Source organism: Dyella sp. 05T440 (assembly GCF_056395965.1).
In genome coordinates, this window is the sequence record NZ_JBFTKN010000004.1 from 30,764 (window position 1) to 46,521 (window position 15,758).

Genomic DNA, 15,758 nt, shown 5'->3' on the forward strand with positions numbered 1-15,758 from the left:
GACTCTTGGATTAGCTGTTGAGCGTCGGGACGGCGCTGCCGCCGAGGATGCGGCGCTGCTGTTCGGCATACAGCGCGTCGAAGTTGATCGGCTGCAGCAGGAACGGCGGGAAGCCGCCTTCCAGCACCAGCGACGACAGCATCTGGCGGGCGTACGGGAACAGCAGGTTCGGGCAGTAGCTGTTGAGGATGCCGGCCAGGTCTTCTTCGGAGAAGCCGGAGATGCCGAACACGCCCGCCTGGTGCACTTCGGCCAGATAGGCGGTGCGGTCGTTCAGCGAGCAGGTCAGGGTGAGGCTCAGCACCACTTCGTACAGGTCATTGCCCATGTCGGCGGACTTCTGGCCCAGGTTCAGCTGGACCTGCGGCTGCATCTCGGTCTCGCCCACTTCCTGGAAGATCTGCGGGGCGTTGGGCGCCTCGTAGGAAACGTCCTTAATGTAGATCTTCTGCAGCACCAGCTGGGGCTGGCCGGCCTGGCCGTTGGCGGAAACGTCTGCCATGGGGAATTCCTCGTAAGTGTTCGGTGCGTGAAAACGCAAAGGGTTTAATTGTTCCATACATCCCCGCGGCCCGCCATGCGCCCGGAGCCCCGGTTGAGCAAATATTGCGCACCGGCCTGTATTTCTGGGAGAATAGCCGGCTCGACCATGCCGACCCGATTCATCGGGCAAGTCCGCCACGCGATGCGGGCCTCACGGCAGGCGCGAAAAGATCCATCTCCAGCATCGCGAGGCCCTAAGGGCCGCTGGGCCGATGCCGCCCTGGCTAACGGGTGGCAAACGCGCCTTTGGGCGCCTAACAGGAGGTCATCATGGCCCGTATTTGCCAAGTCACCGGAAAGGGTGTGCAGACTGGTAACAACGTCTCGCACGCAAACAACAAAACTCGCCGCCGCTGGTTGCCGAACCTGCATGAGCGCCGCTTCTGGGTCCCGAGCGAAAACCGCTGGGTGAAGCTGCGCGTTTCCAACCATGCCCTGCGCACGATCGACAAGAACGGCATCGAAGCCGTCCTGGCCGACCTGCGCTCCCGCGGCGAAAAGATCTGAGGATTGAGCCATGGCTAACAGCAAGCAAGACAAGATCCGCCTGATCTCTTCGGCCGGCACCGGCCACTTCTACACCACGCAGAAGAACAAGAAGAACACCCCGGAAAAGTTCGAGTTCAAGAAGTACGATCCGGTGGTCCGCAAGCATGTGATCTACAAGGAAGGCAAGATCAAGTAAGCCCTCGGGTTTAGTTGACGCTTCCACGAAAAACCCGCCGAAAGGCGGGTTTTTTGTTGGGTGCACGCATCCCCCCACTGTGGGAGCGCACCCTGTGCGCGACCGCCACACCTGGATGTACCGCCCTGTAGGTTTGTCGCGCACAGGGTGCGCTCCCACAGTAGCTCTGCAGCTCGTGGCTCGTGGCTCGTGGCTCGCGGCTCGCGGCTCGTGGCTCGTGGCTCGTGGCTCGCGGCTCTTGGCTCTTGGCTCTCGGGGGTCCCCGTATGACGCGGCGGGCGGGTGGAGGAAAGCCCGAAGGGTGGCCGCATGGATGCGGCCAGTTTTTCGACAGGACAGGGATGTCCTGTCGAAAAACCCCGGAGCCCGCACGCGCACCTGGAGGGCCAACGGCCCGGAAGGCGCGTCATCCGGGGGGCCCTTCTCTTTGGTTACTTTCTCTTGGGCAAGCAAGAGAAAGTGACCCGGGCCGCGGCAGCGGCACGGAAGCCCGCGGCAGGCGAGCAAGCTGGCGACATGGCGACAATCAAGCATTGAGGGCTTTTGCCTGCGCCGGCACGAAGAATAGAAACGCTCCCGCGAGCACCCGCCCCTCACCCCAGCCCTCTCCCCGGTGGGGAGAGGGAGCAAAGCGCGGGCTCGCTTGGGTTGTCGCGCCACACCACGCCATAAAAAAAGCCCGCCATTCGGCGGGCTTCTTCATTCAATCAGCGACACCGCTTACGCGTTCGCCACCGAATAACTCTTCAAGCGACCAGCGAATTCCTGCAGCGCGCGAATACCACTCTGCTCAGCCTCGGCAATCCACTGCTGCAACCCCTTCAGCGCCTGATCGGCACCGCGCTGCTCCATCAGGGCAGCCAGGCGATTGCGGAACTCGCACACCGTGCTGAGCGTCGGACGCTTGGCCAGAACCGCCTGCATGCGATCACGGCCTTCGCTGTCCAGCCAGCGACCACCATCAGCCAGCGCGCGACGCATGCGGCGCGGCACCGACTTGATGCTGTCGCCGGCGTGCTGCGCTTCGTCGCGCAGGGTCGGCATGATCACGTTGCGGTAGTAGTCGGTCATCGCGGCGAAGCGATGGGTCAGCACGCCCTTGAGCGTCTCGGCATCCGGCAGGTGCACGTTCGGGCGGACGTCGAGCGCCGGCGCCACACGCAGCACCTTGGCCAGACCAACGGCGCGCAGCGCGCAGATGGCAGCCCAGCCGATATCGAACTCCCACTTGCGCAGGGCGAACTTGGCCGAGCTCGGGAAGGCGTGGTGGTTGTTGTGCAGCTCTTCGCCGCCGATCCAGAAGCCCCACGGAATGAGGTTGGTCGCGGTGTCGGCGCTCTCGAAGTTGCGGTAGCCCCACCAGTGGCCGATGCCGTTGACGAAGCCGGCGGCCCAGAACGGGATCCAGACCATCTGCAGCGCCCACAGGGCCGCGCCGATCACGCCGAACAAGGCCACGCTGATGAACAGCATCAGGGTCGGGCCCCAATACGGATGGGCGCTGTAGAGCTTGCGCTCGATCCAGTCGTCCGGCGTGCCGCGGCCGTACTTCTCGAGGTCTTCCTTCACTTCGCTGGCGTCGCGGTACAGCGACACGCCATCCCAGAAGACCTTCTTGATGCCATAGATCTGCGGGCTGTGCGGATCTTCCTCGGTCTCGACCTTGGCGTGGTGCTTGCGGTGCACCGCCACCCACTCCTTGGTGACCATGCCCGTGGTGAGCCAGCCCCAGAAACGGAAGAAATGCGAAATGGACCAGTGCAGGTCCACGCCGCGATGGGTCTGGCAGCGATGCAGGTACAGCGTCACCGTGAAGATGGTGAGCTGCGTCATGACCAGCATATAGACCAGCATGGTCAGCCAACTGGCGTGCGTCAGGCCGTTGGACAAGAAATTGAGTACTGCATCTAGCATGGGAAACACCCAGGTGTATGAAAAGTCAGTCTAAACGAGGGGTTTCCGTACCCGCCAGCATGGACCAGCAAAATATTGTCGCACCCATTTGCGACGACAAAGTTAATGTGCTGTATCGCCCATCGGCGCCCTCTCCCGGTTGTATGAAGTTGGGGCCGCACTGACAATCATGCAATGACCGCGCCTAGCACCGTATTGCAACTGGATCACATAACCCGACACCGCGCGGGACGTGCCGCTGTCGCCGATCTCAGCCTGACCCTGGATTCGGGACAGGTGCTGGGTTTGCTCGGGGTCAACGGTGCCGGCAAGAGCACCACCCTGGCCATGATTGCCGGTGCGCTGACGCCTGATAGCGGCGCCATCAAGCTGAACGGGAAGGACTTTCTGGAGCATCCGGAGCTGGCCCAGCGCGGCATCGGCTGGCTGCCTGAACGTGCCCCGCTGTGGCCGGAACTGACCGTGCTGGAACATCTGGACGCGCATGGCCGCCTGCGCGGCCTTGGCGGCGCCGCGCTGGCCAAGGTGCGCCAGCGCATCGTCGAACGCCTGGAACTTGGCGCGCTCTCGCGTCGGCTGGCTGGCGTGTTGTCGCAGGGCCAGCGTCAGCGCCTCGGACTCGCCTGCGCGCTGCTGCACGAGCCCTCGCTGCTGGTGCTGGACGAACCCGCCAATGCCCTCGATCCGGTGCAGGTCGCTGCGCTGCGCACCGTGATCCGCGAACAGGCCGCGGCCGGCACCGCCGTCATTCTTTCCACGCATCTGCTGGCCGAAGTCACGGCGGCCTGCGATCGCGTGGCGATCCTGCACGAGGGGCAGCTGCGCTACGACGGCCCCATCACCGACGACGACCACAAGATGCTTGAGCAGACCTTCTTCGATATCGCCCTGCGCGGCGGCGACGGCAACGACAAGGCACGGGCCGCATGAGGGTGCTCGCCGTGACGCGGCTGGAGCTGCGCCGCCTGATCGTTCGTCCGCTCGCCTGGGTGCTTGCCGCGTTGACGCTGGCGCAGCTGGCCTGGCGCTTCACCTTGTTGCTCGGCGGCTTTCTGGCCGGGCAGATCAAGCTCGCCGCGTTGCCGGGCGGCCCGGGTTATACCGATCTGGTTGGCGTGCCGATGCTGAGCAGCATCCTCACCGGCGGCATCCTGCCGTTTGGCGTGGTGGAGCTGGCGCTGGTGATCGTGCCGCTGCTCACCATGTCCTCGCTCGCTGGCGAACGCAGCAACGGCACGTTGCCGTTGTGGTTCGCCGCCGGCCTGCCAGCTTCGCGCATCGTGCTGGGCAAATATCTGGCGCTGATGTTGTGGCTGGTGCTGTGGCTCGCGCTAGCCCTGGCGATGCCGCTGAGCCTTTCGCACGGTGTCACCCTCGACTGGGGCAAGCTCGCTGCGGCATCGCTGGGCGCGCTGCTGACGCTCGCTGCATTGGCCGCGATCGGCGTGGCAAGTTCCGCCTACGCCTCGCACGCCTCCATCGCCGCCACCATCGCGCTCACCGTCGGACTGGTGCTGGCCGGCATGAATATCGCCGTGCAGAAAGCCGGTGCGACCAGCGGCGTATTCAACTGGCTGGCACTGAGCGGACATCTTGAAGACATGCTGCGTGGCCTGGTGTCGCTGTCTGATGTCGCGTGGTTCCTGCTGGTGATCGTGGTGGCGCTCGCACTCGCCACGCAACGGCTGGCTGCCGAAAAGGAGCGTGGCTGATGGCGCGCTTTTTCCGGCATCTGAATGGATGGCTGTTTGCGTTGGCGCTGCTGGTTGCCGCGGGTGCCATCGGTTATCTCACCACGCGCCACGATCATGTCAGCGACTGGACCTTTGGCGGGCGCGCCAGCCTGTCGCCGGAAAGCCGCGCGGTGCTGGCGACCTTGCATGGCCCGGTGGAAATCGTCAGTTACGCCAATCCGCAAGGCGATCTGCGCCACACCGTGGCCGGCTTCGTCGAACGTTACGAGCGCGCCAAGCCCGACCTGACGCTGCGCTTCGTCGATCCACAGCAGGATCCGGCTGCGATGCGCGAGCTCGGCATCACGGTGGATGGCGCCTTGATCCTGCATTACCAAGGCCGCGAGCAGCGACTCGATGAGCTGTCCGAGCGCAGCCTCACTAATGCGCTGGAACGGCTCGCGCGCGGCGGCGAGCGCATCGTTGCGTTCGTGTCCGGCGATGGCGAGCGTCGCGCGGACGACAAGGGCAATGCCGATCTGGGCATGTTCATGGCGCAGATGGAAGGCCGCGGCATGCGCGCGGTGCCGCTGAACTTTGCGCAAGTCACCGCCGTACCGCAGCACACCGACCTGGTCGTACTCGCGAGCCCCGAGCTGGCCTTGCCCGATGGCGCGGTGAAGGCGCTGACCGATTACGTGGGCAACGGCGGCAACCTGTTGTGGTTGAGCGAACCCACCAATGACGACCTGCATCTGGGGCCGCTGGCCGATGCGCTGGGCATTCGCGTCCTGCCGGGCGTGCTGGTCGATGGCCAGGGCGCGGCGCTGGGTTTGAAGGATCCGCGCATGCTGGCGCTGGGCGACTACCCGCAGCACGCGATCACGCGCGGCTTCCAGCTGACCACGCTGTTCCCGCAGGTGTCCGCGCTGGCGATGGCGGCGCGTACCGATTGGAAGGTGGCGCCGTTCCTGCGCTCGAGCGCGCAGAGCTGGACCGAGTTCAAGCCGATCGACAACGCGCAGAGCTCGAGCATCCAGTACGACGCCAGCGCCGGAGAGCTGAAGGGCCCGCTGGATTTCGGCTTTGCACTGAGTCGTCTCTCGCCCAGTCCCGACAAGGCCGAGCAGCGCGTGGTGGTGGTTGGCGATGGCGATTTCCTCTCCAACACCTTCCTGGGCAACGGCGGCAATCGCGCGCTGGGCGAACGCATCTTCGATTGGCTGCTGGGCGACGATGCCCTGGTGAATCTGCCGCCGCGTGGCGCGCCTGATCGTCTGTTGCAGATCACCCAGACGCAGCTGAGCAGCGTCACGCTCGGCTTCCTGGTGGTGTTGCCGTTGTTGCTGCTGCTGATCGGCGGCTTCATCGTGTGGCGCCGTCGTCGCGCATGAAGCGGTCGACCCGACAGCGCTGGTGGATGGCAGCCGGCGTCCTGGTGATCGTGGCGATTGCGGGCTGGCAGTGGCAGCAGGATCGCGCACAGGCCACAGGTACGTTGCTGACGCTCGATCCGGCGAGCGTCCATGACATTTCGCTCGCCATGGGCAGCGGCAACACCGAACACTTCGCCCGGCGCGACGGCCACTGGTGGCGCACCGATGGCACGCCCGCGCGTGCGGACGACGGTCGCCTCGGCGAGCTCGCCGATACCGCCGCCGCCTCAGTGCTGAGCTGGCGACCGCTGCACGATTTCGACCCGGGCAAGATCGGCCTGGCCAACCCGATGGCAGTGCTCACGCTGGATGGCCAGCGCCTGGAATTTGGCGAAACCTCGGTGACGGGCCCGCAGCGCTATGTGCGCGTGGGCGATCGGGTGGCGTTGATTTCCGTGCGCTATACGCCGCGCGGCGCGACCGGCGAGGCCACCAGGCTCAAGGAATGATGCTCAAGGGCCCGTTGTTCGCCGCCTTCACCCGCCCCTGCTCTTCCCCCGAGTACCTTGCACCGTCTCGCAGACTCCCCATATGGGAAAGCACACCTCGACAGGAGCGATGTCATGAGCAAGCAGGCGATCGGCGTAGTGGGCATGGCCGTGATGGGCAGCAATCTCGCCCTGAATATCGAAAGTCGCGGTCACGCCGTGTCGATCTACAACCGGCATCGCGAACGCACCGATGAAGTGGTCAAGGACAACCCCGGCAAGCGCCTGGTGCCAACCTTCACGCTCGAGGAATTCGTCAATTCGCTGGAAAAGCCGCGCCGCATCCTGCTGATGGTCAAGGCCGGCGAGCCCACCGACGCCACGCTCGCACAGCTCAAGCCCCTGCTCGACAAGGGCGACATCGTCATCGACGGTGGCAACACGTTTTTCAAGGACACCATGCGCCGCGAGAGCGAGATGAGCGCAGCCGGCCTGCACTTCATTGGCACTGGCGTGTCCGGCGGCGAAGAAGGCGCGCTGCATGGACCGTCGATCATGCCGGGCGGCCCGCGCGAAGCCTATGACCTGGTCGCGCCCATCCTCACCGAGATCGCGGCGCGCGCACCCGATGGCGATCCCTGCGTGGCCTATATGGGCCCCAACGGCGCCGGCCATTACGTGAAGATGGTGCACAACGGCATCGAGTACGGCGATATGCAACTGATCGCCGAGAGCTACTCGGTACTACACAACGTGCTTGGGCTGTCCAACGATGAACTGGCCGAGGTCTACGCCGATTGGAACAAGGGCGAACTCGACAGCTACCTCATCAGCATCACCGCCGACATCTTCACCAAGAAAGACAAGGACACCGGCAAGGCGATGGTCGACATCATCCTCGACCGCGCCGCGCAGAAAGGCACGGGCAAGTGGACCAGCCAGAGCGCGCTCGATCTTGGCGTGCCGTTGCCGCTGATCACTGAGTCGGTGTTTGCGCGTTTGCTTTCGTCACTCAAGGAAGAGCGCGTCGCCGCCAGCAAGATTCTCAAGGGACCGGCACCGCATAAGTTCGAAGGAGATCGCAAGGCGTTTATCGAAGCCGTGCGTCGTGCCTTGTATCTCAGCAAGATCGTCTCGTACGCACAGGGCTTTGCGCAGTTGCGTGCGGCATCGGACGAATACCAGTGGAATCTGCCGTACGGCACCATCGCCCGCATCTTCCGCGCCGGCTGCATCATTCGCGCACGCTTCCTGCAGAAGATCACCGATGCGTACGAGCGCGACCCGCAGGTGAAGAATCTGCTGCTGGATAGCTATTTCCGCGATATCGCCGCCGAGTACCAGGGTGCGTTGCGTGACGTCGTGGCCGCGGCCGTAAAGGCTGGTGTGCCGGTGCCGTGCTTCTCCTCCGCGATCGCCTATTACGACGGTTATCGCGCCGAACACCTGCCCGCCAACCTGATTCAGGCACAACGCGACTTCTTCGGCGCGCATACGTTTGAGCGGGTGGACAAGGAAGGGAGCTTCCATAACGACTGGGGTTGAGTTGGGGATCGAGGCGATCCTGTAGCTCCGCGGTCGCGCACAGGGTGCGCTCCCACAAGGTGACGTCTCGCCTGTAGGAACGCACCTTGTGCGCGACCGCGAACTGTCAGGAACCTCAGTACTCGCCACCGCCGCCCCACCCGACCGAGACCTGCAGTGCCCGAACTACCCGAAGTCGAAACCACCCGCCGCGGCATCGCCCCGCATCTGATCGGACGCCGCATCACCGGCGTGACCCTGCGTCGCCCCGACCTGCGCTGGCCGATTCCGCCGGAGATCAGCACGCAATTGCCCGGCCAGCGGATCGAGGCGGTGGAGCGGCGCGCGAAATATCTGCTGCTGCACACCCAGGTGGGCAGTGCACTGCTGCACCTTGGCATGACCGGCGTATTGCGCGTGCTTCCACCGGATGCCTTGGTCGGCAAGCACGATCATGTGGACATCGCACTGGAACCGACCGCCACCGAGGGGCCACGCGTACTGCGTTTCACCGACGCACGGCGCTTCGGCTGCCTGCTCTGGCAGCCGCCCGGTGAGACGCACGAACTACTGGAAAACCTGGGCCCCGAGCCACTCACCGATGATTTCGACGGCGACCTGTTGTGGCGCATGTCGCGCGGACGCACCGCTGCGGTAAAGCTGTTTCTGATGGACAACGCCGTCGTGGTGGGCGTCGGCAACATCTACGCCAGCGAAGCGCTGTTCGCTGCGGGCATCGATCCGCGCAAGCCCGCCGGCTCCGTCTCGCGCGCACGCTACGCGCGACTGGCAGGCGAAGTGAAACGCATTTTGGCCTGGGCCATCGAACGCGGCGGCACCACGCTGCGCGACTTCATCAACCCCGATGGCGCGCCGGGGTATTTCTTTCGCGAGTTGCAGGTGTATGGGCGCGAGGGCGAAGCGTGCCGGGCGTGCGGGACGCCGGTGAGGCAGGTGGTGTTGGGGCAGCGATCGACGTTTTGGTGTCCGAAGTGCCAGAAGTAGTTCGAGGGTTTTCTTTGGGACCGGCAAGCGTTTCTGCGCCGCGCCGCCGCATAGAAGACTCAAAACTTCTCCTCGGGCCCAACCCTTCAGCTATCAGCACGCTGGCTTGTCTGTGGGAGCGCACCCTGTGCGCGACAGCCACGCTGCGATGTGCCGCTCCGTAGGTTTGTCGCGCACAGGGTGCGCTCCCACAAAAAGCAGCCGGCAACGCCTGATCCGCGACTCATACGCGCACGCCCCTCCTGTAGGAGCGCACTTGTGCGCGACCGCAACGAGTGGGTGTCTCGCTCCGTCAGGGGGTCGCGCACAAGTGCGCTCCTACAAGAGAGCTGCTCGGGCCGGCAGCACCCGCCCCTCACCCCAACCCTCTCCCCGCAGGGGAGAGGGAGCAAAGCGGCGGATTACTCCGGCCAGCGAAACTCCACAAACGTATTGTTGAAGTCCGGATCTTCCAACCCGCCGCCCAGAGTGGCCACCAACGACATCCCGTCGGCCTCCAGCTCCTGCCCCTCGGCAAAACGCGCACCAAGCGCCTCCAACTCTACCAACCGCTCACACAACAAACCCGCCCGATCGCTATCAGCCTCAGGCACATGGCGAATGCTGACGTCAGGGCGACCGAACTTGCGCATGCCGCGCGTGTGGATCCAGTAAGTCCCATTGGGCTCCGCATCGCGAAGTATCAACAAATGATTGCGGATCGGCGCGCCGTCGCGCACGACGAAGTGCCTGCACCACGTGTCGGCGTCGTAGAGGTTGAGCGTCTGCGGATCGAGGATGGCCACGCCGCCCATGTCGAGCAGCGCCGCGAGCACGCCCAGCGTGTCGCGCAGATAACCCGTATCGGCGCTGTCGGGCAGGCGGCCGCGAATCACCAGCACTTCGGGTGCGTCGATGGCCTGGCGGTAAGCCTCGGGCGCGCCATCCTTGAACATGCGGCCGATGCTGCCGCGCAAGGGATAGCCGTCCCACTGGCGCAGCTGTGCGTGGTTATGGCTGGTCATTTCCACGCCATCGGGCAGGCCTTCGCTGCCGTAATCGAGCGAGGGTGCCCGTCCCGACTGGAATTTCCCGAACACATAGAACTGCAACAGGATGTCTTCGTTGCTCGACTGCCAGTGCGGACGTTGCCAGGCGGGAAAAGGGATCTTCGACATGCCGTTACCATTCCTTAGATGAGTGCGAAACGCTCAATGCCCTTCGCCCAGCGGCAGCACGGGCTGCTGCAGTTCTATCCTGCCGTGTCCTTCCGTAATGTTCTTGAACTCGGCGCGACTCACCGAGACATAGCGGTCGTTGCCGCCGATCTCAACCTGCGGGCCTTCGGTGACCGCACGGCCCTGTTCATCCACGCGCACCACCATGGTGGCCTTGCGGCCGGTGTGGCAGATGGTCTTGATCTCGTCCAGGTTGTCGGCCCAGGCAAGCAGGTAGCGGCTGCCCTCGAATAGTTCGCCACGGAAATCGGTGCGCAAGCCATAGGCGAGCACCGGGACGTTGAGCTTGTCCACCACGTCGCTCAGCTGCCACACCTGGGCCTTGCTGAGAAACTGCGCCTCGTCGACGAACACACAATGCAGCGGGCCGCGGGCGGCGATGTCCGACTGCACCAGGGCCAGCAGGTTTTCTTCCCCGCCGAAGCGCACGGCGTTGGCCTTGAGGCCGATGCGCGAGGCCACCACGCCCTCGCCGTAGCGGTTGTCCAGCGCCGGCGTGAGGATGAGCGTGCGCATGCCGCGCTCGTGATAGTTGTAGGCACTCTGCAGCAAGGTCGTGGTCTTGCCGGCATTCATCGCCGAATAATAGAAATAAAGCTTGGCCATGACGGTTCCTGTGGCGGGGTGCTGATGTTACCCGGTTGACCGCTGGCCTTCAGCGCCTATTCCTTGTCCAGCGGCGTGGTACCCCCGCTGAACTGCGCATGGGCCTGCGCCAGCCGGTAGTGGCGATCGCCGCTCCACCGTCGCCACTCGCGCAGGGTGAGCGCCCGGTACACACCCTTGAACGCGAGTATGCGTATCCAGACCTTGAACGAGTCGAACACGTCGCCCGCCAACATCGAAATGACGCCCTGCTCGATCTGGAACGTATTGCGCGGCGAACTGAAGACCTGCCGCATGATCGACCCGTTGAAGCGGTAGATGAAGAACGCGAACCGCTTCATGCCACGGCGCTGGCGACGCTCCAGACGGCGTTGCAAGGCCGCCTCGCGGGTGGGATCGCGCAGCGCCGCATCCACCACCTCCACCGCCTGTTCCGCCCCGCTCATGGCGAGGTACACGCCGGAGGAGAACACCGGATCGAGGAACGCGAAGGCATCGCCGATCAGGACCCAGCCAGGACCGGCCATGCGTGCCGAGTCGTACGAGTAGTTGCCGGTCACGCGCACTTCGTTGTCGATCAGCTCGGCGTGTTCGATGCGCTTCCACAGCGCCGGATTCTGGCGCAGCGTTTCCAGCAGGAAATCGGTGCTGCGGCCGCGGCGCTGCTTGAGATAGTCGGGCCAGCACACGGCGCCCACGCTCATCACGCCGTCGGGCAAGGGAATCATCCACATCCAGCCGTGATCGAACCGGTAGATGCTGATATTGCCGGCGTGCTCGCCGGCCCGGTATTGCGCGCCGCGAAAGTGGCCGAAAATCGCTGCACTCTGGTGTTCGGCGTTCTTGCGCTTGAGCTTCTTCTTGCCGGCGAGAAACGCATCGCGGCCGGAGGCGTCCACCACGTAGCGTGCACGGACGGCGTACTGCTCACCCTGATCGGTGGCCACCTGCACGCGCCAGTCATGCCGGCCGCGCTCTTCCACGCCGCGCACCTCATGGCCTTCGCGCGTATCCGCGCCGCTGCTGGCCGCGTGGCGAAACAGCATCTGATCGAAATCCTGCCGCCGCACCTGATAGGCATGCGGCGGGCTGTTGCCGAGGGCGCGGGCGAACTCGAAGGTGATGTAGCCGGCCTCATTGTCGGCCTCAAAATCCGCACCCGGCTTGAACACGCCCAGTGCGCGGACCTGGTCCAGCACGCCCAGCCGCTCGAAGATCGGCAGATTCATCGGCAGCAGCGATTCGCCGATATGAAAACGAGGGTGGTGATCCTTTTCCAGCGCGATCACCTTGTAACCGCGCCGCACCAGCAGTGTGGCCGCCGTGCTGCCGGCGGGTCCGCCGCCGATCACGACCACGTCGCACTGCTGTTCGGTGATTCGTTCGCCGTCCGTCATGCCGTCACCACTTTACCTGTGCTTAGTTGAGGATCGACGCTACATCAACGGACACTGTACCGCGCGATGCGCGCCCGTTTTCATCGCCGAGACATTGAAATACAGCTAAGCCGCGGGAACAACCGCAACCTGGTACTGCGCTAGGCAGCGGGGTGCGCCGGGTTCCGAGGCGGCGCCGGCACAGGTTCGGGTTCACCCACGTCGACGCGGCTGTTCATCTGCAGCTGCCACTGCAGATCCTTCACGTCCAGGTATTCGGCGGTGTTCATGTGCAGCGCCTTGTCGAACTTGCTGAAGTCTTCCACGGCGTTGTCGCCGTAGGTCACGCTGCCGCTCCCCAGCCAGCCGACGTGGCTGCCGGTGACCTGGGCGCGGCTGGCGCCGATTTCGAGCGTGAGCCGGCGGGCACCGACGGCATCGCCGTAGTCGGCTTCGAGCGTCGGGCGCAGTTCACGCGCCTTGGCACGCTCCGCATCGCTCAGCTGATCCCAGTAGAGCTGGCGCTGACGCAGCAACTCGGGATAGCCGCGGCTGGCAGCAAGCTCCATCCACGCATAAGCAAGCGGGCGATCCTGGGCCACGCCATCGCCCGTCCAATACATCACGCTCACCAGCGACTGCGAAGTCTTGTCGGCATAGCGGGAGGCCAGGCGGAAATAGTGGAAGGCGTCGCCGTGGTGGCCCTCTCTGTACGCTTCCTGGCCTTTGTAGCGATAACGCAGGTCGCTGTGGGCGTCGACGAACAGGCGCGACTCCATGCCACCGAGCAGCTCGGTGTCGCGCTTGATGTCGGTGGCATCGGCAGCCTGCTGTGCCCATGCATGGCTGGCGCCTGCCAGCGCCAGGATTACTACGCCGAAAGTCGCCAGTCTGGCCATCTCACGCTCCGGTGATGCGCAGGTGCCGGCATGTCTCGACCTGCGGTGAGCGGAGCATAGCCTGCTTTGGGCGAGGGTGCTCTGCTACCATCGGGCGCCGCCCAGCCACCATCGCAATCATGCTCAATCCCCAACAATTGGCCGCCGTGGAACACTGTGACGGCCCGCTGCTGGTATTGGCAGGCGCCGGTTCGGGCAAGACCTCGGTGATCACGCAGAAGATCGCCTATCTCATCGCGCGCAAGAAGCTCGCACCCTCGCGCATCGCCGCCATCACCTTCACCAATAAAGCGGCGAAGGAAATGCGCGAGCGCGTGACCAAGCTGATCAGCAGCGAGGACGCCGCCGCGCTCACCGTGTGTACGTTCCACGCGCTGGGCTTGAAGTTTCTGCAGATGGAGCACGCGCGCGCCGGGCTGCGCAAGGGTTTCTCGGTGCTCGATGCGGACGACAGCGAAGGCATCATCAAGGAACTGGCGCCCAAGGGCATCAAGCCCGATGTGCTGTTCGGCATCCGCAATCTGGTGAGCCGCGCGAAGAATGCAGGCTTGTCGCCCGAGGAGGCGCTGGCGGCCGCGCGCAGCCCGCGCGAGCTCGACGCTGCCACCATCTACGAGATGTACCAGCAGCGCCTCAATGCCTTCAATGCCGTGGATTTCGACGATCTGATCCGTCTCCCGCTGCGCATCCTGGAGAGTGACGAGGAGTGCCGCAATGTGTGGCGCGAGCGCCTGCGTTATCTGCTGGTGGACGAATACCAGGACACCAACGATGCGCAGTACCGCCTGCTGAAGGCGTTGGCCGGTGAGCGCGGCAGTTTTACCTGCGTGGGCGATGACGACCAGTCGATCTACGCGTGGCGCGGCGCCAATCCGGAGAATATCGACCAGCTCGGCAAGGACTGGTCCAGCCTGCGCGTGATCAAGCTGGAACAGAACTACCGTTGCGGCAAGCGCATCCTGCGCGCCGCCAACAAGCTGATCGCCAACAATCCGCATCTGCACGAAAAGAAGCTGTGGAGCGAGCACCCCGAAGGCGCGCAGATCCGCGTGCTGGAGTGCAAGGAAAACGAGCACGAAGCCGAGCGCGTGGCCGCCATCGCCGCCTCGCTCGCGGAAAAGCACAAGGCGCGCTGGCACGACATCGCCATCCTGTATCGCGGCAATTTCCAGGCACGCCCGCTGGAAAAAGCGCTGCGCCTGGCGCGCGTGCCGTACCATCTTTCCGGCGCACTGAGCTTTCTCGATCGCGCGGAAGTGAAAGACCTGCTGTGCTATTTCCGCCTGCTCACCAACCCGAGCGACGACGCCGCCTTCCTGCGCGTGGTGAACGTGCCCAAGCGCGAAATCGGCGCCACCACGCTGGAGAAACTCGGCGAAATCGCCCAGACGCGCCACGCGCCGCTCTTGGACGCCGCGCGCAGCGACGCCGTGCTGCGCCAGCTGTCGCCACGCCCCGCCTCGGCGCTGGCCTCGTTCACGCAGTTGATGGACGAACTGCGCAGCGCCTCGCTGCACCAGAGCGCCGCCGACCTGGTGGAGACCGTGTTGCAGCGCACGGGCTACGCCGCCCATGTCGCCGCCAGCACCACCGATGCCACCCTGCGTGAGCGTCGCCTGGGCAATCTGCGCGAACTGGCCGACTGGTTCCGCGCGATGCAGCGCAACGACAACACCACCGGCGATCTGGCCGCCCAGCTCGCCCTGCTCACCCACGCCGATCGCGACGAGCCGGGCAATGCCGTGCGCATGATGACGCTGCACGCGGCCAAGGGACTGGAGTTCCGCTTCGTCTTCATCGTGGGCTGCGAAGAAGGCACGCTGCCGCACGATGGCGCCATCGACGAGGGCCGCATCGACGAAGAGCGCCGCCTGATGTACGTGGGCATCACCCGAGCCAAGGAAATGCTCACCCTGTCCTGGTCGGCCAAGACCAAGCGCTACGGCGAAGTCCACAGCAATCAGCCCAGCCGCTTCCTGCACGAGCTGCCGCAGGACGATCTGCACTGGCAGGGCAAGGACCCGGAAGCGGACAAGGAAGTGGTGCGCGAGACGGCGCAATCGCATATGGCGAAGATTGCCGCCATGCTGGCCGGCGGCTAAGTCGCCCAAAGCGCCGGGCCCTCACATAGAATCGGGCGACATATCAAACCGATTCGGATAGTCATGGCGGAACCGGCTCAGCTCTACGCGCAACTGGTCGACGCGTTCAACCGCAGGCAATGGCAGCAGGCCCGCGCCATCTCCGGGCGCCTGCTGCCCCTGGTCCCGAACGATCCGGGCGTCTGCTATATCACCGGCGTGACCTTCCTTGAGCTGGAAGAACTGCCCCTGGCCCTGGGCTTTCTGCACAAGGCGTCGGATCTTGCACCCGAGCGCGCGGATTATGCGACCCAGTTCGCCAAGGCCTTGACCGTGGTGCGGCGCTCGCGCGAGGCATTGCAGGCGGCGGA

15 protein-coding genes are annotated in these 15,758 nt (G+C 64.7%); 9 read left to right on the top strand and 6 right to left on the bottom strand.

Annotation, left to right across the window (positions count from 1 at the left end; genetic code table 11):
- Positions 1–10: 10 nt before the first annotated feature.
- Positions 11–502 carry a protein-export chaperone SecB gene (gene secB, locus AC1DE1_RS05795; protein WP_441602033.1) on the bottom strand — a complete coding sequence of 164 codons (492 nt, stop codon included), beginning with the start codon at positions 500–502 and terminating at the stop codon, positions 11–13.
- Between the two features lie 311 nt (positions 503–813).
- On the opposite strand from secB, the gene rpmB reads away from it, so the two are divergent.
- A complete protein-coding gene (rpmB, locus tag AC1DE1_RS05800; protein ID WP_046971178.1) occupies positions 814–1,050 on the top strand; it encodes a 50S ribosomal protein L28 in 237 nt (78 codons plus the stop codon).
- A 10-nt stretch (positions 1,051–1,060) separates the two neighbouring features.
- Positions 1,061–1,228 (top strand): 50S ribosomal protein L33, encoded by a 168-nt coding sequence (gene rpmG / locus AC1DE1_RS05805; RefSeq protein WP_008211962.1) that lies wholly within the window; start codon positions 1,061–1,063, stop codon positions 1,226–1,228.
- 720 nt (positions 1,229–1,948) lie between these two features.
- Here the strand turns inward: rpmG and AC1DE1_RS05810 are convergent.
- Complete coding sequence (locus AC1DE1_RS05810) at positions 1,949–3,142, bottom strand: DesA family fatty acid desaturase (RefSeq protein WP_477176763.1); 1,194 nt, start codon at positions 3,140–3,142, stop codon at positions 1,949–1,951.
- Between the two features lie 174 nt (positions 3,143–3,316).
- On the opposite strand from AC1DE1_RS05810, the gene AC1DE1_RS05815 reads away from it, so the two are divergent.
- The 6 genes from AC1DE1_RS05815 to mutM all read left to right on the top strand — a co-directional run bounded on the left by AC1DE1_RS05815 (position 3,317) and on the right by mutM (position 9,208).
- Positions 3,317–4,072, top strand: coding sequence for an ABC transporter ATP-binding protein (locus AC1DE1_RS05815; RefSeq protein ID WP_477176764.1), 756 nt, complete (start codon positions 3,317–3,319; stop codon positions 4,070–4,072).
- Complete coding sequence (locus AC1DE1_RS05820; protein ID WP_046972923.1) at positions 4,069–4,854, top strand: ABC transporter permease; 786 nt, start codon at positions 4,069–4,071, stop codon at positions 4,852–4,854. The genes AC1DE1_RS05815 and AC1DE1_RS05820 overlap by 4 nt, the downstream gene beginning before the upstream one ends.
- Positions 4,854–6,209 (top strand): GldG family protein, encoded by a 1,356-nt coding sequence (locus AC1DE1_RS05825; RefSeq protein WP_477176765.1) that lies wholly within the window; start codon positions 4,854–4,856, stop codon positions 6,207–6,209. The genes AC1DE1_RS05820 and AC1DE1_RS05825 overlap by 1 nt, the downstream gene beginning before the upstream one ends.
- Positions 6,206–6,700 (top strand): hypothetical protein, encoded by a 495-nt coding sequence (locus AC1DE1_RS05830; RefSeq protein ID WP_477176766.1) that lies wholly within the window; start codon positions 6,206–6,208, stop codon positions 6,698–6,700. The genes AC1DE1_RS05825 and AC1DE1_RS05830 overlap by 4 nt, the downstream gene beginning before the upstream one ends.
- Before the next feature lie 114 nt (positions 6,701–6,814).
- Positions 6,815–8,224, top strand: coding sequence for an NADP-dependent phosphogluconate dehydrogenase (gndA, locus tag AC1DE1_RS05835; protein ID WP_477176767.1), 1,410 nt, complete (start codon positions 6,815–6,817; stop codon positions 8,222–8,224).
- Between the two features lie 156 nt (positions 8,225–8,380).
- Positions 8,381–9,208, top strand: a complete 828-nt coding sequence (mutM, locus tag AC1DE1_RS05840) for a bifunctional DNA-formamidopyrimidine glycosylase/DNA-(apurinic or apyrimidinic site) lyase (RefSeq protein ID WP_477176768.1) — start codon at positions 8,381–8,383, stop codon at positions 9,206–9,208.
- A gap of 401 nt (positions 9,209–9,609) precedes the next feature.
- Here mutM and AC1DE1_RS05845 read toward each other — a convergent pair whose 3' ends face one another.
- The 4 genes from AC1DE1_RS05845 to AC1DE1_RS05860 all read right to left on the bottom strand — a co-directional run bounded on the left by AC1DE1_RS05845 (position 9,610) and on the right by AC1DE1_RS05860 (position 13,306).
- Positions 9,610–10,365 (bottom strand): hypothetical protein, encoded by a 756-nt coding sequence (locus AC1DE1_RS05845; protein WP_477176769.1) that lies wholly within the window; start codon positions 10,363–10,365, stop codon positions 9,610–9,612.
- A 33-nt stretch (positions 10,366–10,398) separates the two neighbouring features.
- Positions 10,399–11,031: a thymidine kinase gene (locus AC1DE1_RS05850; RefSeq protein ID WP_441602023.1), complete on the bottom strand. Its 633-nt coding sequence runs from the start codon at positions 11,029–11,031 to the stop codon at positions 10,399–10,401.
- 56 nt (positions 11,032–11,087) lie between these two features.
- The gene (locus AC1DE1_RS05855; RefSeq protein WP_477176770.1) at positions 11,088–12,428 is read right to left on the bottom strand and encodes an NAD(P)/FAD-dependent oxidoreductase; all 1,341 of its coding nucleotides are present in this window, start codon (positions 12,426–12,428) and stop codon (positions 11,088–11,090) included.
- 140 nt (positions 12,429–12,568) lie between these two features.
- Positions 12,569–13,306, bottom strand: a complete 738-nt coding sequence (locus tag AC1DE1_RS05860; protein WP_477176771.1) for a hypothetical protein — start codon at positions 13,304–13,306, stop codon at positions 12,569–12,571.
- A 119-nt stretch (positions 13,307–13,425) separates the two neighbouring features.
- Between AC1DE1_RS05860 and AC1DE1_RS05865 the strand changes: the two genes are divergently transcribed.
- A complete protein-coding gene (locus tag AC1DE1_RS05865) occupies positions 13,426–15,408 on the top strand; it encodes a UvrD-helicase domain-containing protein (RefSeq protein ID WP_477176772.1) in 1,983 nt (660 codons plus the stop codon).
- The last annotated feature ends 350 nt before the right edge of the window (positions 15,409–15,758 follow it).